Source organism: Leptolyngbya boryana PCC 6306 (assembly GCF_000353285.1).
Taxonomy (GTDB): domain Bacteria; phylum Cyanobacteriota; class Cyanobacteriia; order Leptolyngbyales; family Leptolyngbyaceae; genus Leptolyngbya; species Leptolyngbya boryana.
On the sequence record NZ_KB731324.1, the window covers coordinates 2673155 to 2690492 of the forward strand.

The following is a 17338-nucleotide window of genomic DNA, read 5'->3' on the forward strand; positions in this document are numbered from 1 at the left end:
ACTATGGAGAGATGACCTTGCAGAAAACTTCCTTCATGCTATCAACCGCCGTTCTGTAAAACAGCATGTCTACTCCCAGACCTTTACTCAGCATATTTTTACCGGCTCTGGATGGGGGCGGAGCTGAGCGTGCCATGCTTTATCTCGCGATTGGTTTCGCTAAGCGAGGCTGGAAAGTTGATTTAGTTTTGGCAGAAGCTAGAGGAGCCTATCTCGATCTCGTTCCGCCCGAAGTTCGCATCGTTGATTTGAAGGCAAAATTTCCCGTTCTGATTACAAAAACCTTGGCACTGCGTCGATATCTGCAAATCGAACAACCTGCCGTTCTATTCTCTGCATTAGATATCTTAAGTTCAGCGTTATGTGCGCGCGGTAAGGCTCCGACTCGAATTGTGATGTGTGTCCAGACTTATTTATCTGAGCAGTTTAGAAATCATCAAGGTGCAACCTTTGGCAAAGTGCGATCGCGCATGGTGCGCTGGCTCTATCCCAAATCCGATGCGATCGTCGCTGCTTCTTTAGGAACTGCAAAGGATGTTGCTGAACTTACCCAAGTTCCAGTCGAACAAATTCAAGTCATCTACAATCCGGTGGTCACGCCCGATGTATTTCAGAAAAGCCAAGAACCGATCGATCACCCTTGGTTTCAGCCTGGAGAACCTCCTGTGATTTTGGGAGTCGGACGATTGGTCAGCCAAAAAGATTTTTTCACGTTAATCGAAGCTTTTGCTCAAGTTCGGGTGACTCGTCCCGCACGCTTGATGATTCTGGGTGAAGGCGAACAACGTGCTCTATTAGAGGAACGAATTCGGCAACTCGGACTCGAACAAGACGTCGCCTTGCCCGGATTTGTGGAAAATCCCTACGCCTACATGGCAGCATCAGCTGTATTTGTTTTGTCCTCGAAATTTGAAGGCTTTGGAAATGTTGTGGCAGAAGCCCTCGCTTGCGGTGTTCCGATCGTGGCAACAGACTGTCCCAGCGGACCTGCGGAAACTCTAGCAGCGGGAAAATACGGTAAGCTAGTAAAAATTGCTGATCCGGCAGAAATGGCAACCGCGATTCTGGACACGCTGGATAGGTCGATCGATTCGACGCTTCTCAAACAGCGCTCTCTAGACTTTGAGCGCGATCGCATCGTCGATCAATACCTCACATTTGTGGAAACCCTGTTGCAGACTAGCTTAGATGCGGATTCTTCACATCCTTAACCACGCTCAAAATATTGGAAACGGGATTGTCAATGCTGCAATCGACCTCGCCTGTGCTCAAGCTCAAGCAGGTTTTGAGGTCGCGATCGCTTCGGCGGGCGGTGAATATGAATGTTTGATGAAGCAATTTCAAATCCAGCATTTCCCGCTAAAAGTTTCTCGCTCTCCGATAGAAGTATTAAACGCTACCAAGAAATTTAGAAAAATTACGCAAGAATTTTCACCGAATATTGTCCACGCCCACATGATGACTGGCGTGATTTTAGGGAAAGCTTTGCGTGGAAATGCCGATTATGCTTTGGTTTCAACCGTCCACAATGAATGGCAATTTCATGCAGTTTTGATGGGAGTTGCCGATCGCGTCATTGCAGTCAGCCAAGCAGTTGCGCGCTCAATGCAACATCGGGGTATTCCAGTACGGAAACTCCATGTGGTGCCGAATGGAACGATTGGCAGTCTGAGACAGACCCCCCTGGATCGGGTCAAACCCTTATTGTTAGAGCGTCCTGCCATCACGACTATCGCCGGACTCTATCACCGCAAAGGAATTGAAGACTTACTTGAAGCCTTTGTGCAGATAGCTGACGAACATCCAACCGCCCACTTATATTTAGTAGGAAATGGTCCGCAACGGGCGGCGTTCGAGCGTCGAGCCAGGAAAAGTCCTCACCGGAAACGGATTCACTTTGAGGGTTTCCAAGCGGAACCGCAGCGATATCTGCTTGCAACGGATGTGTTTGTACTCGCCTCTCGCCGAGAACCTTTTGGGTTAGTGCTCTCTGAGGCACGGGAAGCTGGATGTGCGATCGTCGCCTCCAATGTCGATGGCATTCCAGAAGTCCTCGACGGTGGAAGCGCCGGAAAACTCATCCCACCCAAAGACATCACCGTTCTTTCTAAGACACTTTCCGGGCTGTTGACTCGGCGAGATGAATTAGAAGATTGGAAGCAGCGTGCCCAAACCAATTTAGATTGGTTACGGGTGGAACGTGTTCATCAGGAAACGCTTGGGGTGTATCAAAGTGCGATCGCAGAACTGACTCGGACTGTTTGTGCTTAGGAGATTTATCAGATCTATGGATTGGAAAAAGGCTCAGCCTAACCCGCTGATGATGGCAACACTACTCGGATTGACCGCGATCGCGACTCCTGCAATCGCCCAGACTGCGCCCACTCGCCCTGCCCCAGCGGCTGCGAGTCCGGCTCCGGTTCGAGTAGATGAAGGGTACTTACTTGGCTCCGGTGACAGAGTGAAGATCGATATCTTCGGTGTCCCAGAATATAGTGGCGAATATCAAGTCATGTCGGATGGCTCGATCAACTTGCCGCTAGCAGGTGGAGTCGTGGTGCAAGGATTAACGATGCGGCAGGCATCTGATACGCTGGCACGACGCTACAGCGAATATCTGACTCGTCCCGTGATTACCGTCAGCTTGTTGACTGCTCGTCCCATTCAGGTGGCAGTATCCGGCGAAGTGGCACGCCCAGGAACCTACACTACGACGCTGGGGGATGTTGGTATTCCCACCCTGAGCCGCATGGTGCAGATGGCAGGTGGAATCAAGCAGTCAGCAGATCTCAAGCAAGTCGAGATCGTCCGTCGTCGCCCCGGTGGTGGTGGAACACAGACATTCAAGGTTGATTTAGCCAAACTCTTGAGAGGTGGTGATTTAGGTCAAGACGTGCAGTTGCGCGACGGGGACAGTGTATATGTGCCTGCAGCGGCCGCGCTAAATTTTGATCAATCGAGTGAACTGGCAAACTCTAGTTTAGGCGCAAGCTTCGATCGACCAATCAGCATTATTGTTGCCGGGGAAGTGAATCGTCCTGGACCTCAAACCGTGCGCGGTGAAACAATCGCGGTCTCCGATACAGGTGCGACAACCCCTGCTCCTGGAGCCACCACAGCAGCACAGCGCCTGAGAGCACCCACTGTTACCCGAGCACTGCAACAAGCAGGCGGTATCACTCAGCGAGCCAACATTCGCGATATTGAAGTGCGGCGGACGGTTGCCAACGGAGCCGAACAAACCATCAAAGTGAATTTGATGAGCTTGTTGAGAGAGGGCGACGGCAAGCAGGACATCATCTTGCAAGAAGGCGATCGCGTCATTGTGCCTCTGGCAACGGCTTCGATTACTCCAGAAGATGCCGCGATTATGGGTCGTGGGGTCATCTCGCCTGAACTGATCACGGTCAATGTGGTCGGGCAAGTAGAAAAACCTGGTGCAGTTCAGGTTCCACCTTACACGACGATGAACCAAGCCCTTCTTGCGGCAGGTGGCTTTGCTCGGGGAGCGCGTAAGAGTTCGGTTGAATTTATTCGCCTTCAGCCGAATGGAGCAGTTGATCGTCGTCGGGTCGATATCGATTTCTCCCGCGGCATTGATCAAGCAAAGAATCCTCCTCTGCAAGCCGGAGATACGATCGTGGTCGGTAAGACTGGACTTCAAAGTGTCGCTGAAGGAATCGGCAGTTTCTTAGGGCCGGCACTTGGTATCTTTGGGATTTTCCGTTAGGTTTCGGTTCCATCTCAAGCTGGGGAAACAAGGCTCTGCATATAAGGTCTGAGCCTTGTTTCTCTTTTTCCCGGCTATTTATAAATTTAATCAATGGGTTAACGAGATTAAATCACTCTTTATTCCGAGACAGGCGACCGAAGAACCGTTTACACTGAATCAAAGCAAGCTTTCTACTTCATTCTTCATTGGAGAATGAGTGAGTGAGTAATCACAGTTGGCTATCGGTCGAAGCGGGATGGTGAAGTAGATGGGTGAGCTAGAACGCTGCTATCAACTATTAGGATTAGAGCCTGGGGCATCGATGGAAGAGGTGACCCAAGCTTATAAGGACTTAGTGTTTATTTGGCATCCTGACCGTATCCCCAAGGATAATCCCCGCTTAGTGCAAAAAGCCGAAGCGAAAATCAAGGAATTGAATCAGGCACGAGATACCTTGCGATCGCACCATAAAAACGGCGCAACTCCAAAACCTGCAGCGGCTCAACCTAAGCCTGCGCAGCAAACTTATTATCAGTCCTACTATTACCGTCCTCCGACCCAATCTTCGACGGGCTACCACAGTGGGCAGACCTCCAGTGGACGGCAAACCAATGGGCATTCGACCAATGGGCATTCGACTAGCGGGCACTCAAATAACGGGCACTCAAATAGCGGGCACTCAAATAACGGACATTCGGAAAAGCACACCGCGAATTCGCGCCCAAATTACCAAACCTATCAGCCTTATCCCCGTCCAAATTATCATCAGACTTCGGATGCCAATCGCTCTGAACAGGCAAAATCGGCTGATGCGAATCCGCATAAATCGACGAATGATCAAAACTATTATCGTCAATCCCACTATCGCGCTGAATATCACCAGCCTCCCAAAACGCCCGCACGTCCCCACATGACAGATATGACGGGGAAAGATTTGAGCGGACAGAACTTAAAAGAGAAAGATTTGTCTGGCTATAACTTGAGTCGTGCGAATTTAACGCGTGCCGATCTCAGTGATGCGTTTATGCACAAGGCAAACTTGGAAGGTGCGAAATTAGAGAAAGCGAATTTGTTCCGCGCGAATTTGCTGGAAGCAAATTTGTGTGGGGCAGATCTGCGGGAGGCGAATCTAATCGGCGCTGATTTAAGTGGGGCAGACCTGCGGGGCGCGAATTTAGAGGGTGCGAAAGTTGGCTTTGAAGATCGAGTCATGGTGAAACTCACGGGAGCAAATCTTCAGGGCGCAATTATGCCGAATGGAAAAGTCCACGGGGTTAAGACTTCTTGATGTGTCTTATCGCGCTTGCCAACGGAATTTACGCGATCGCAAAAACCCGAGTTGTTCTCTCAAAAAGGTCTGTTCCCGGGCTGCATTCAATCTCTGAGCCACCGAATAAGCTTGCTGATAATAGCCCTCAGCCGCAGTGAGTTTGCCCTGCTGCTGTTGATGCTGCGCCACCATTTTCAAAGAGTTCAGCATTTGCCAAGCGTCGTTACTCCGATTTGCCATTGCTAAACGCTGATTTAGCATCTCGGTGAAGCGATTCTCTTGACCCATGCCTCGATTTGCGAGCATCATGCCATCAAACGCTCGAAATTGAGCCGCTTGGTCGCTTCCTGTCTGTGCGAGCGTCATCGCGCGATCGTGGGCTGCATAAGCGAGCGCAAAAGATCCAACCGCCCGATAGGCATCGCCTAAGTTATTCAAAGTATTCGCTGCACCAATGGGATCTTTTGCCTGATCTCGGAACTTGCGGGCTTCTTCGAGAAATGCGATCGCGGCTTGATATCGCCCTTGGGCATAAGTTGCTAATCCCAAATTGCTCAGCGATAATCCCAGTCCTGCATCATGTTTCGCTTGGCGAGCGATTCTCACACCTTCTGCAAAAGAATTCGCGGCTTCAACGGTTTGCCCACGTTGCAGAATCACCTGTCCGACGTTGTTATAGCCGTAGATTTGCCGAATCGTATTGCCTTCATCGCGGGCTGCACCCAAACTGCGGCGGAAAGCATTCTCAGCATTGTTCAATTGATTGAGTTGGATATAGGTCATGCCGAGCAAATCATAGACCCGCCCCTGCGCTGGGATTTCGCCAATTTGTTGATAGAGGTCAAGAGCGCGATTCCAATCCGCGATCGCTTGATCGAGTAAACCGCTTCGTTGCGCTTGAATTCCAGATTCCACGATGCGGTCTGCGGTTTGTCGCGCACTGCCTTGCGTGCCGTTATTGTACTGAACACGAAGCTGGTGATTGAGTGAAGACGCGAAGCTAGGAGCAGCCAGAGCGCTACTGACCAACAGGCTGAGCGCGATCGAGGGGACGAGTTTCAACATTAGAAAAATTCAATTTCTTCTAGGCTTGGATCGAAATCAGCCTCCAATTCGGAAACCGATTCTTGATCTAAAGCATTCCCACCCAGATAGATCGTTCTAATGTCATCCGGCAAAAGTTTCTCTAAAGCTTTGTAGCCTGCCTGCAAATGTGCTTTGACTTGCTCCGCATCAATTTGTTCACCCTCTGCTTGCAAATACGCAGCAATTCGAGTTTCTCCCCAGTGAAAGGTTTGAGCCATGACGATCGTCAAACGTGTCAAAGGTGGCAACTGTTCTAAAGCACGATCGAGATAACACCAAAATGGCGGAGAAACCCGTCGAATGTCATAATGAATTTCCTCAACAGGCGGCAATTCTGCTTCGTTCATCCCCGATGCCGTCACAGCTAAAAGCCAAGTTTGAAAGGTTGAGCCACTTTGGCTAAACACTCGCAAATCAACGCCTGCCAATTCGTGAAAGACATGTCGCCAAATCAATGCCAAGAGATACTCAGCTTGCACAGGCGAGCGGGCGGAGCGCTGAATTAACGCATAAACCATGGGACTGTAGCGACAAAACAGCGCTGTAAAGAATTGCCCAGAGTCAGGATAGCGCTGAAACAAGGTCAGCAATTCCTGATCGCTGTGATGAAACAATGCTTTAACGATTGGATGATTTGCTTCTGGAAAAGTTGGAACCGCTACAGCTTTCATAAGAATGTCAAGGTCGGATTAATAACTATATACAGGCTGAATCGAAAATGGCACGTTTTTTTAGAGGTCGATCGCCCAAAAAAATTGTGATTTTCTAAAGCTTGCGGATGGTTTCAGAATCGTATTGATAGAATAAGTGGACTGATTCTGTAACTCAGCCCGTTGCGTTAGTCTTTTTAATCTATGGATAGTTTATTCTCAACTCAAGGCATCATGGTGATGTTGCTCGGCGCATACGCTGTAGCAATGTGGCTTTTCCTGACGAGCGCTCCCAAGGTTCATACTGTGATGGTTTCAGATATTGAGAGCGCCCGCGATTTTTACGAAGGGATGTTGAAGCTAGCAGTGGCTGAGATTCCCCTGCATTATTACTATAATTACGAACAGTCATTGGGAACGGCAGGCGTGAACCCAATGTATCTTACTGGTTCGATGGGAAGTACGACGGCGCGTGGTAACGGCAACGATGGACTGTGGTATCAGCTTAAGAAAAATACTCAACTGCATGTGATTTCTGGTGCAACCTTGGGCGAGAAAGACCGACAACGGCATGTTTGTTTCGATCGAGATTGTCTCGATCAGATCCTTCTCCGCATTCAAACTCGCGGCATCAAGCACAAAATCCGTCGTGAAAAGCCTTTGAACTTTTTAGCAAAAGACTTTACCGGGCAAGTTGTTGAGTTTGCAGAAGTTGTGAACTAGCAAAGTTCGATCTAATTTCTAGAGCGAGGAGTTAACCTAAGGCTTGCTCCTCGTTTTGCGATTGAAGGGAAATTTATGACACCTGCAATTCAGAGCCAAACGCTGACATTTGAAGATTTTTTGATTTGGGATGATGGCAGTGATCGTAATTTTGAACTAATTGATGGAATTCCTGTGCCACTTGTTGAACCGAATGCTGCTCATGAAGATGTTGCGGATGAATTGTGCGATCGCTTAAAGCAACATTGCCAAGAGCGAGATTTGCCCTATGTTCCAAAACGGTTGAAGCAGGTCAGGATGAACACTGAACCTGGAGAGAAAGAGAAAAGCCGTAAACCGGATATTGTGGTGTTCGATCGTGCAGAATGGCAGAGAATGCGTTCTCTCTCAAGTCCTGCTGCTGCCTACACTTGTCCGCCGCTTGTGATTGAAGTCGTGAGTACAAATTGGCAAGATGACTATCTGATCAAGCTGGCAGAGTATGAGAAATTAGGCATCCGAGAATATTGGATTGTAGATTATGCAGCGCTTGGGGGACGACTTTACATTGGTAATCCTAAGCAGCCAACGATTAGTATTTACACCCTAGTTGATGGGGAATATGAGGTTCAGAGATTTCGGGAGAGTGATCCTATCACCTCTTCCACCTTCAGAACGCTAGATCTGACAGCCAGCGAAGTTTTCCGAGCAGGATAAGCCGTTACTCTATCTCTCTCTACATTATCGATACGGGAATTATCGATGTTGGTCTATTCGGAACCAATCTATGGGTACTGATATCAATTTGTATGCAGAAATATACGTGCATGGAAAATGGGAGCCAATTCCTCAGCCTCAAGCAACATCATGGTCAAAAGGAAAGGTTGTGCCTGTAGAAGCTATTGAAATTGGACGACCGTTTAGGTTATTTGCGGCTCTGGCTGGTATCTGTCAAGATAATCTACGATCAACAATGTACGCTGTCATAGAGCCTATTTCAGAACCACGGGGTTTCCCGGAAGATATGAATGATCTTTACAAGAAGCATTTTGTGGAATCCGCCGTTGGTTGCTGTTTTGGACATTCCTGGCTATTGGCTCAAGAAGTTATAGACTACGACTGGGATGGTCAATATGTGAAGCAGTGGGCGTATGTGAAACACCAGTATGCTGATTTATTTGATGGGGACAGTGCGCTTCCGATCGCTTTTCCAGAGGGGGAAAGTCTGTATTTTGTTCTTCCCAATTGGAAACAAGAACCTGGCACTACTGAAGTATCGTGGGTAACGAGTTATCGAGACTACATAGGCTGTTCTGAAGAGTTTATTGAGGCATTGCTTAAGTTAGGCGATCCAAATGAGATTAGGATAGTTTTCTGGTTTGATGGATAAGTTCACCCAAGATAGAGCAACGATTCGGAATCGAGGTCAATCAACTTTAGAAAAGAAAACTTTCATATGTCATTACCTGAGCTAATGTCACAAATCCAAGAACTGCCAAAACTTGACAAGCTGAAACTGATGCAATTTTTGGCAACAGAACTCGTCAAAGAAGAAGATGCAAACTTCTTTGTTGCAGGTCAAGAATATCCTGTTTGGTCGCCGTATAACTGCTCTGAGGCTGCGAATGTTTTGATGGATCTCCTGGCAACGAAACAGCAGGAACAGAATGGTTGACGCTCAGAAGTTCCCCTACAAAATTATTGATACCCGTCTTGGCATGGTCGATCGAATGGCATATTTGCCATTGATACTCAGTCTGAATAATCAAGCTCTAAACGTCGAAGGCTGATTAGATACAGGGGCAAGCGTCAATGTTTTGCCTTATGAGTTGGGGCAACAGTTAGGCTTAATTTGGGAGAATGAGACGCTTTCGGTTGTCTTAGCAGGGAACTTGGCTCGATTTGAAGCTCGCGCAGTCGTGGTGAATGCTCAAATTAGTTCGTTCCCAAGAGTTAATCTAGCGTTTGCTTGGACACAAGCAAATAATGTGCCCTTGATTTTGGGACAAGCCAATTTCTTCTTTGAGTTTGAAGTTTGTTTCTTCCGTGCGCGTTCTGAATTTGAGGTTCGCCCGAAACAGGTTTAATAGGAATGCCATTTAAAAAAGAATAGCTCCCGCAAGGGAGCCGAAGTTATGGTGATTTGACTCTAGGACACAATCGTAATTTTGACGGGATCTAGGCGAGAAATCTGTATCGAAGATTGCTCAAATCCCATTCATGCCTATGGCAAACTTTCAGGAGGACTGACTGAATTTTTCAAGACAGGTAGATTGTCACCCGGAACCTGACGAATGCGATTCAATTGACCCAAAGCCCATTTTGCTGTTTCTTGCACATCTTTGTCTGAATCCTCAGTGGCTTTGTGCAAGAGATTGCTGATTTGCGAAACCATGTCATAGACGCGCGTCAAATCTCGAATGGCATTTTTTCGCACTTCTGCATTTTCATCTTGCAATGACACTGCTAAAGCGCGGGTCATTGGTTTGAGGGTGCGAGTCCCAATCTCTGACAGAGTTGAGAGAATTAAACTTCGCTGTTTAGAATCGGAATCAATCAGCAAATCGACGAGCGGCTGAACGGCACGAGTGTCGCCTCTTTGTCCCAACTCCCAAATCACTTTGCGGCGCTTAACTGGATCAGGCGATCGCAGATCTTGAATCAGTTCATCGACGATATTGACTTTCGCAAGTCGCGTCGTTTCCTCAAGCTTGGGCTGAGATTCTAGCTCCGTAGGCTTTGGAGAATCGACAACCTGAGTTAGCGGCTCAGCAATCTCAGATTGGAGAGTTGTCTGCGATCGACCATTGCCATTTTGAGAGGTTGGGCGAGAGTTTGCTAGCTCTGACTTGAGAGTTGAACCGTTCAACGTTGGAACACTCAATGGCAAGGATGGGGAGGCTGGTAAGGATGGGGGGGCAGGGTTTAAATCAGGCGTAATCGGCTCTAGGATGTCAGGCGTTGTTTGTCCCATACGCTTTAAGGCGATAACAACTGCAACTCCCACGATCGCGACTGCTCCAGCGCCTCCTAGCACAATTGGAGAAGCCCAAAGCGGTGGGTTTGCTGGCTGACCTGTTTTTGCCAAAACGGGTGAGGCTAAATTTTGAGCTTGACTTGCCTCGACCGAACGCGCCGACACACTGAGACAAGCTGCACAAGTGACAATCAGGAGACTGGGGCGTGGGATCATAAACAAATCCAAAACTGCAAATCGCCATTCGACTCCTAGAATGCCCGAATCGATTTAGCGATCGAGGTTAGAGTCCGAGATGGTTGTAATTTCACTGAGATTCGAGTCGGCTTGCGGTAGCATTTGCCTATTCTCGGCTATGTTACCCTGAACTTCTTCGATCGACTCAGAAATTGATCCACTCAAGACATCGCGTTGATTGATTAAGTAAATACTGATAAGGGTTAGAGCAACGCCAATCCACTGAATCGGACTGAGGACTTCAGCTAAGAAAAGGTTGCCAAACAGCAAAGCGAATACGGGTGTCAAAAATGTCAGAGAGCTTAAACTAGTCAAGCTCCCACTCGCAGCAAAATAGAAAAATAAACCGTACGCAATTGCACTGCCAAAAATTGTGGAATAAGACAACGACACCCAATTGGCTGCACTTAAATTCGTCCACTGATCAGTTTCTAACTGGCTCGACAATCCAAACAGGGGCAATCCGCCTAAAATCATGTGCCAGCCTGTGGCTGAAATCGGATCTGCATATTGGCAAACATAGCGAGAAAGAATCGTTCCAACTGCCATTGATAGAGCAGCAAGTAACATAAGCCATTGCCCGTTATCGAATAAGCCAGCGAGCAAGTCAGCAAATGAGCCGATATCGACAAAAGCTTCTCCTAAACGTGATCCTGCTGAAAGAATGAATTCTTCAGGCAAGCCGAGCAGACTGATGCCGCAAACGCCTATTGCTAAGCCCAGCCAGCCCCACACTCCAATCTTTTCCCCAAAGAGCCATAACGCCATCAGCGCGACCGCTAAAGGCTGAGAATCAATCATCACTGATCCCAGTCCTGCCCCAGTTCTCACCAATCCTTGCGCCAAAAAACCCTGAAACAGTGCGCCATCGACTAGGGCGAAGAAACTAATCCAAAGCCATGCTGCCCACCCTTGTGGTTGCGATCGCTTCATCCAAATTGCTGCCAATAAAACCAGAATTCCCGCAGGGAGTAAACGCACCCCTGCCATAAAAAAAGGCGTGGTATTGGGAATGACTCCTTTCATCGCGACCATTGCAGTTCCCCATAGGAAAAAAGGTGCGATGAGCAGGAAAGGCGATCGAGATTTGAGTGACATGGGCAATTAGGAATGAGGCTACTCTAATCTTAGTAAATTATGTAGATTCGTTAAGTATTCTTTATAGCGATGGCGATCGGATTCGTTAGAATCAAACATACTTGTGATGGTTGAAATTTATGGTTCGGTTCTTTAGAAAACGTGGGTCACGAAAACAGATTGCTCGAATTGAGGTGAAAGGCGCGATCGCAGGTGCAACTCGAAAAAGAGTGCTTGAAAATCTCAAAGTGATTGAGGAAAGAGAATTTCCAGCTCTATTGCTGAGAATTGATAGCCCGGGCGGAACCGTAGGCGATTCTCAGGAAATTTACGAAGCGCTGAAACGATTGCGCGAAAAGGTAAAGATCGTTGCGAGCTACGGCAATATTTCGGCTTCAGGTGGCGTTTACATTGGCATGGGCGCACAGCACATTATGTCGAATCCTGGAACGATTACAGGTAGTATTGGCGTGATTCTGCGTGGGAATAATATTGAGCGTCTGCTCGAAAAAGTTGGCGTTTCCTTCAAAGTGATCAAATCAGGTCCGTACAAAGATATTTTGTCGTTCGATCGAGAACTGACTGAGCCTGAGCAAAAAATCCTACAAGAACTGATTGATATTAGCTATTCTCAATTCGTTCAGACCGTTGCAGAGTCACGAAACCTCCCAGAGGAGACGGTCAGAACGTTTGCAGATGGGCGGATTTTTACCGGACAGCAGGCACTCGCTTTAGGAGTTGTCGATCGCTTGGGAACTGAAGAAGATGCCCGTCGTTGGGCTTGTGAATTGGTTGGGCTTGATCCTGAGAAAACCAAGACATTTAACTTTGAAGAGAAGAAGTCGGTTGTGAGTCGATTCACGTCGAACGATCGCTTAGACGGACTAATTGGAGCCTTGCCGCCGTTGGTTGTCGGAATGGATTGGTTGGAATTTGAACTTGAGACTTGTGGGTTGCCTCTGTGGTTATACCGCCCTTAAGCGTAAAGAATGAAGCAATGATCCGGATTCAATCTATATCCCTTCGTTGATAAGCTAGTGGATTGAGACGAGCAAGATATGGAGGATACCCACGTGCATTGGCGAGTACGAGCAATTCGGGGAGCGACCACCGCTTCAGAAAATACGATCGAGGCAATTCGGGAAGCGGTGACGGAGTTATTAGACGAGTTGGAGGCTTACAACACGTTAGACCCTGATGAGATCGTCAGTGCTACGTTTACGGTGACGAAAGATCTTGATGCGATTTTTCCGGCTGCGATCGCTAGAGAACGCGCGCATTGGGCAAATGTGCCGCTAATCGACGTGCAGCAAATGTATGTGAAGGGGAGTTTAGAGCGGTGTATCCGGTTTTTGATTCATTTCAATACGCCTGATCCGAATGTGAAAATTCACCACCCTTATCTGAGACAAGCAAAAAATCTTCGTCCAGATTGGACGATCGCTCAAATTGCTGGAACGCAAAGTTAGATTGCAAAAAAAACTGGGCATCTCTGGTAGAGATGCCCAACAGACTAGCTTTCAAGGTTGACCAGAATTTAAAAGAAAGATAACGATACGATTACATCAGACCCAGGAAGCGCAATACGCCGCTACCTGTTAAATATTCAGTGATCAAAGCAGCCACAAAGCCGATCATTGCTAATCGACCATTCCATAGTTCAGCTTGCGGAGTGAAGCCAAATTTCCAAGCGTTACGATCCTCTACAGCAGGTGCTGTAATCTTTTGTGTGTCTTGCATGGTAAGTACTCTGAACGCATTAGCTGTAAATATATTAACTAATATTACAAAAAGTGTCAAAGTATTACGAATATGGTTAAGTGCGATACATAAAAGTTGCCTTAGAGAAATTTACAGGCGTAGAGACTTTAGAATTGCTAAAACAAGGATTGCTAGAACAGCGCAGATTCTCTTTTCCATACGGGAGAGAATGCAGCCTGAGGAGAAAGACTCGTAAATCAGTAAATCGCAACTTTCCGCAGGTCGGATAATACCCGGCTTCTGGATCTAGCGATATGATTAAAGACATTGATATTTGTAAAGAAACGTCAATGATTGTTTCTGACTCTGGTTTATCCAAACTCAAGGCATCCGTGACCGAGAAACTCTTCTTTGGGCATGAGCCATCTGCTGAGTTAATCGCGATTCTGCTGGTCTATTTTGTCCAAGGGATTCTCGGATTAGCTCGATTGGCTGTGAGTTTCTTTCTCAAAGACGAGCTACATCTCAATCCGGCTGAAGTCTCAGCACTGCTGGGTATTGTAGCGCTGCCCTGGATGATTAAACCTCTATTTGGGTTTATCTCGGATGGCTTACCGATCTTTGGATATCGTCGTCGTCCTTATCTGATTCTGTCTGGACTCATTGGAACCACAGCTTGGATTCTCCTGGCAACGGTTGTACATTCCGCTTGGGCGGCAACGTTGGCAATTTCATTAGGGTCTTTGTCTACCGCGATCGCAGATGTCATTGTCGATTCCCTGGTTGTCGAACGAGCCAGAGGCGAATCTGTAAGTGGCGCGGGTTCGTTGCAATCCCTAAGCTGGGGAGCTTCTGCATTGGGTGGTTTGATGACTGCCTACTTCAGTGGGGCATTGCTTCAGCAGTTTGATACTCGAACGATTTTCTTAATCACCGCCACATTTCCGCTGATTGCTTCATCTGTGGCTTGGTTGATTGCAGAATCTCCAGTTACCTCGAAGCCTGATTGGTCAGTTGTGGGCGATCAATTGAAGCAATTGAAGCAGGCGATTACGCAGAAATCGATTTGGCTGCCAACTGCGTTTTTATTCTTGTGGCAAGCGACTCCAACGGCTGAATCTTCGTTCTTTTACTTCTCAACGAATGAATTGGGATTTGAGCCGGAGTTTTTAGGGCGAGTTCGACTTGTCACGAGTATTGCCTCGATCGTTGGAATTTGGGTGTTTCAACGATTTCTCAAAGGGGTGCCATTTCGAGTTATTTTTGGCTGGTCTACCGTCATTTCAGCCGTTTTAGGATTGTCGATGATCCTGCTCGTGACGCATACCAATCGAGCATTGGGAATTGACGATCGCTGGTTTAGCTTGGGCGATAGTTTGATTCTGACGGTGATGGGACAGATTGCTTTCATGCCTGTGCTCGTGCTTGCAGCAAGACTCTGCCCGCCGGGAGTGGAAGCGACCTTATTCGCGTTGCTAATGTCGGTTGTTAACTTGTCTGGATTAGTCTCATACGAGTTTGGAGCGTTACTGACTCACTGGTTTGGTGTGACCGAGACAAACTTCGATAATCTATGGATTTTGGTCTTGATTACGAATTTGAGCACGTTGTTACCCTTACCTTTACTCGGTTGGCTGCCTGGGGCAGATGCGACGACTTCTGAGCCGATCAAACTTGCTGAGCCAGTTGGACAAGCTTTGGTTTCGGTCGGTAGCAGTGAAGTCGTTGAAGTCCAGAAAGATAGTGTTTAGGAATTGATTGGATAATGCAAGGATTTCAGCTTTTTGAACATGCAGCGACGGTTCCGACCCGTTCTTACAACACAGAAGAATGGCAACGCGGATATCGATCGCTGAAAGAAGAACATAGTTATTGGATTGAAGAGATTGAAGGCGAAATCCCGACTGAGCTAAACGGAACCTTGTTTAGAAATGGGCCTGGATTGCTTGATATCAATGGAGAACGGATTCAACATCCGTTTGATGGCGATGGCATGATTAGCGCGATCGCATTTCACAACGGTCGTGCTCATTACCGCAATCGATTTGTTAAAACTGAAGGCTACTTAGCAGAACAAAAAACTGGAAAAATTCTCTATCGAGGCGTATTCGGCACTCAAAAAGCGGGTGGCTGGCTTGCGAATGCTTTTGATACTCGTATTAAGAATATTGCCAACACACAAGTGCTTTACTGGGGCGGTAAATTACTTGCCCTTTGGGAAGCCGCAGAGCCGCATCGGCTTGATCCGAAAACATTAGAGACGATCGGGTTAGAGTATTTCGATGGCGAACTCTCGAAAGGCGCACCGTTTGCAGCACATCCTTGGATTGATCCATCGAGTCAATTTGATCAGGGCAACCCTTGCTTAGTCAACTTCTCGATCAAGGCTGGATTATCCTTCACCATTAGCATTTACGAATTGGATCTTGATGGCAAAATTGTTCGGCATCATGAGCATCCAGTTCCGGGATTTGCGTTTATTCATGATTTTGCTATCACGCCGAACTATTGCATCTTCTTCCAAAATCCAGTTGCGTTTAATCCTTTGCCGTTTTTAGCAGGACTGCGATCGGCAGGTGAATGTATCAAATTCCGCCCGGATCAACCCACAAAAGTTCTGATTATTCCCCGCGATCCAGCCCTCAAAGCGAAACCGAAAATTCTTGAAACGCCTTCTGGTTTTGTGTTCCATCATGCGAATGCTTTCGAGCAAGATGGCGAAATTGTGCTTGATTCGATTTGCTATGAGAGCTTGCCTTCTGTTGAACCGGGTTCAGACTATCGCGAAACTGATTTCGATGCGCTTGCACCGGGTCAGTTGTGGCGATTCCGCATGAATTTGGAATCGGGTACGGTCGATCGACAACTGCTCGAACCTCGCTGCTGTGAATTTCCTTTTATTCACCCTGCGCTCGCTGGACGACAGCATCGCTATGTTTATCTCGCTGCGGCTCATGCTGAAAGCGGGAATGCTCCCCATCAAGCGATTCTCAAAGTTGATGTTGAAACTGGAGAACGTCAGACTTGTAGTTTCGCACCCGATGGCTACGTTAGCGAACCTGTCTTTGTGCCGCGTGGAAAAGCTTCAGAATCTGGACTTTACACCGAAGTGCAAGGTGCAGAAGATGATGGATGGCTTATTGCAGTGGTCTTTGATGTGAAACGAGATCGCTCAGATGTGGTGATTGTTGATGCAAAGGATTTGAGTGTTGTTGCAAAGCTCCATTTGAAGCATCATATTCCTTACGGGCTGCACGGCTCGTTTACGCCGCATTACTTTGAATAGATTGCAACGCAAAAGAGCGATCGAATAATTTCGATCGCTCTTTTGCATCAGCGTCGTGAAAGTTCTCTTGCTGCGTAAATCCCGCCCAAGAAACCGAAAAGGTGTCCTTCCCAGGAGATACCGAAGCGACCCGGCAGCACTCCCCAAATCAAACCGCCATAGAGCAAGCCGACAGCGAGAGATAGCGCGATCGATAAACTACTCCGTTCAAAATAAGCTCGTGAGAGTAGAAAGCCGAAATAGCCAAAGACGACACCACTCGCCCCAATATGTAATCCTGCTGAACCAAATAACCAAGTTCCGATTCCGCTTGCTAAAGCGACGATCACACTGACTTTGAAAAATTCAGGAATGCCGCGCAGCATCACAAACCAGCCCATGACAACGAAGGGAATGGTGTTACTAATGAGATGCTGAAAGTTCAGGTGTAGAAATGGGGCTAATAAAATACCTCGCAGCCCAATCGTGCTACGAGGATAGATGCCCAGGTAATTTAATCGACCGCCTAAAGCAATATCGACAAATTCCAGCAGCCACATCGCGGCAACGATCGTGCCAAGGATTGCAATATGAGCTTTGATTTCATCACCGATTCCGTTGGGATCGTTATAGTCGCGTCGCGTCATAGCGGTTTTTTGTG

General features: G+C 47.5%; 19 protein-coding genes and 1 pseudogene. 14 read left to right on the forward strand and 6 right to left on the reverse strand.

The features are described 5' to 3' along the window. The first annotated feature begins 65 nt into the window (after nucleotides 1–65). The 4 genes from LEPBO_RS0113400 (at nucleotide 66) to LEPBO_RS0113415 (ending at nucleotide 5000) form a co-directional block, all read left to right on the forward strand. Nucleotides 66–1211: a glycosyltransferase gene (locus tag LEPBO_RS0113400; protein WP_017288085.1), complete on the forward strand. Its 1146-nt coding sequence runs from the start codon at nucleotides 66–68 to the stop codon at nucleotides 1209–1211. Next, entirely contained in the window at nucleotides 1189–2271 is a 1083-nt protein-coding gene (locus LEPBO_RS0113405) for a glycosyltransferase family 4 protein (protein WP_017288086.1), read from the forward strand. Before LEPBO_RS0113400 ends, LEPBO_RS0113405 begins: the two co-directional genes overlap by 23 nt. A 16-nt stretch (nucleotides 2272–2287) precedes the next feature. Next, a complete protein-coding gene (locus LEPBO_RS0113410) occupies nucleotides 2288–3730 on the forward strand; it encodes a polysaccharide biosynthesis/export family protein (RefSeq protein ID WP_017288087.1) in 1443 nt (480 codons plus the stop codon). A 250-nt stretch (nucleotides 3731–3980) separates the two neighbouring features. Then, entirely contained in the window at nucleotides 3981–5000 is a 1020-nt protein-coding gene (locus LEPBO_RS0113415; protein WP_017288088.1) for a pentapeptide repeat-containing protein, read from the forward strand. A gap of 6 nt (nucleotides 5001–5006) precedes the next feature. On the opposite strand, the gene LEPBO_RS37045 is transcribed toward LEPBO_RS0113415, so the two are convergent. Both LEPBO_RS37045 and LEPBO_RS0113425 read right to left on the reverse strand, forming a co-directional pair. Further along, a complete protein-coding gene (locus tag LEPBO_RS37045; protein ID WP_017288089.1) occupies nucleotides 5007–6047 on the reverse strand; it encodes a tetratricopeptide repeat protein in 1041 nt (346 codons plus the stop codon). Then, nucleotides 6047–6739 carry an RNA polymerase sigma factor gene (locus LEPBO_RS0113425; protein WP_017288090.1) on the reverse strand — a complete coding sequence of 231 codons (693 nt, stop codon included), beginning with the start codon at nucleotides 6737–6739 and terminating at the stop codon, nucleotides 6047–6049. Before LEPBO_RS0113425 ends, LEPBO_RS37045 begins: the two co-directional genes overlap by 1 nt. A gap of 183 nt (nucleotides 6740–6922) precedes the next feature. On the opposite strand from LEPBO_RS0113425, the gene LEPBO_RS0113430 reads away from it, so the two are divergent. From LEPBO_RS0113430 to LEPBO_RS44835, 6 genes and pseudogenes are all read left to right on the forward strand, one after another. Next, complete coding sequence (locus tag LEPBO_RS0113430; RefSeq protein WP_026148622.1) at nucleotides 6923–7441, forward strand: VOC family protein; 519 nt, start codon at nucleotides 6923–6925, stop codon at nucleotides 7439–7441. 75 nt (nucleotides 7442–7516) lie between these two features. Further along, nucleotides 7517–8137 (forward strand): Uma2 family endonuclease, encoded by a 621-nt coding sequence (locus tag LEPBO_RS0113435; RefSeq protein ID WP_017288092.1) that lies wholly within the window; start codon nucleotides 7517–7519, stop codon nucleotides 8135–8137. 70 nt (nucleotides 8138–8207) lie between these two features. Further along, nucleotides 8208–8810, forward strand: a complete 603-nt coding sequence (locus LEPBO_RS0113440; RefSeq protein ID WP_017288093.1) for a hypothetical protein — start codon at nucleotides 8208–8210, stop codon at nucleotides 8808–8810. Between the two features lie 66 nt (nucleotides 8811–8876). Beyond that, a complete protein-coding gene (locus tag LEPBO_RS0113445) occupies nucleotides 8877–9095 on the forward strand; it encodes a hypothetical protein (RefSeq protein ID WP_017288094.1) in 219 nt (72 codons plus the stop codon). Continuing rightward, nucleotides 9088–9210: a hypothetical protein gene (locus tag LEPBO_RS45080; protein WP_017288095.1), complete on the forward strand. Its 123-nt coding sequence runs from the start codon at nucleotides 9088–9090 to the stop codon at nucleotides 9208–9210. Before LEPBO_RS0113445 ends, LEPBO_RS45080 begins: the two co-directional genes overlap by 8 nt. A 12-nt stretch (nucleotides 9211–9222) precedes the next feature. Continuing rightward, nucleotides 9223–9507, forward strand: a pseudogene (locus tag LEPBO_RS44835) (hypothetical protein); the annotation flags it as partial. A 137-nt stretch (nucleotides 9508–9644) separates the two neighbouring features. Here the strand turns inward: LEPBO_RS44835 and LEPBO_RS40965 are convergent. Further along, a complete protein-coding gene (locus LEPBO_RS40965) occupies nucleotides 9645–10613 on the reverse strand; it encodes a HEAT repeat domain-containing protein (RefSeq protein WP_017288097.1) in 969 nt (322 codons plus the stop codon). A 54-nt stretch (nucleotides 10614–10667) separates the two neighbouring features. Continuing rightward, nucleotides 10668–11732 carry a DMT family transporter gene (locus tag LEPBO_RS0113465; protein ID WP_017288098.1) on the reverse strand — a complete coding sequence of 355 codons (1065 nt, stop codon included), beginning with the start codon at nucleotides 11730–11732 and terminating at the stop codon, nucleotides 10668–10670. A gap of 119 nt (nucleotides 11733–11851) precedes the next feature. Here LEPBO_RS0113465 and sppA point away from each other — a divergent pair, with 119 nt between their 5' ends. Then, nucleotides 11852–12691, forward strand: coding sequence for a signal peptide peptidase SppA (sppA, locus tag LEPBO_RS0113470; RefSeq protein WP_017288099.1), 840 nt, complete (start codon nucleotides 11852–11854; stop codon nucleotides 12689–12691). A gap of 78 nt (nucleotides 12692–12769) precedes the next feature. Further along, complete coding sequence (gene aroH, locus LEPBO_RS0113475) at nucleotides 12770–13180, forward strand: chorismate mutase (RefSeq protein WP_017288100.1); 411 nt, start codon at nucleotides 12770–12772, stop codon at nucleotides 13178–13180. 91 nt (nucleotides 13181–13271) lie between these two features. Here the strand turns inward: aroH and LEPBO_RS0113480 are convergent, their stop codons facing one another. Continuing rightward, complete coding sequence (locus tag LEPBO_RS0113480; RefSeq protein WP_347276257.1) at nucleotides 13272–13496, reverse strand: chlorophyll a/b-binding protein; 225 nt, start codon at nucleotides 13494–13496, stop codon at nucleotides 13272–13274. A gap of 230 nt (nucleotides 13497–13726) precedes the next feature. Between LEPBO_RS0113480 and LEPBO_RS0113485 the strand changes: the two genes are divergently transcribed. Next, on the forward strand, nucleotides 13727–15163 hold the full coding sequence (locus LEPBO_RS0113485) for a folate/biopterin family MFS transporter (RefSeq protein WP_017288102.1): 1437 nt from the start codon (nucleotides 13727–13729) through the stop codon (nucleotides 15161–15163). A 14-nt stretch (nucleotides 15164–15177) separates the two neighbouring features. Then, nucleotides 15178–16698, forward strand: coding sequence for a carotenoid oxygenase family protein (locus LEPBO_RS0113490; protein WP_017288103.1), 1521 nt, complete (start codon nucleotides 15178–15180; stop codon nucleotides 16696–16698). A gap of 47 nt (nucleotides 16699–16745) precedes the next feature. Here the strand turns inward: LEPBO_RS0113490 and LEPBO_RS0113495 are convergent, their stop codons facing one another. Continuing rightward, nucleotides 16746–17324, reverse strand: coding sequence for a rhomboid family intramembrane serine protease (locus LEPBO_RS0113495; RefSeq protein ID WP_017288104.1), 579 nt, complete (start codon nucleotides 17322–17324; stop codon nucleotides 16746–16748). Nucleotides 17325–17338: the final 14 nt, after the last annotated feature.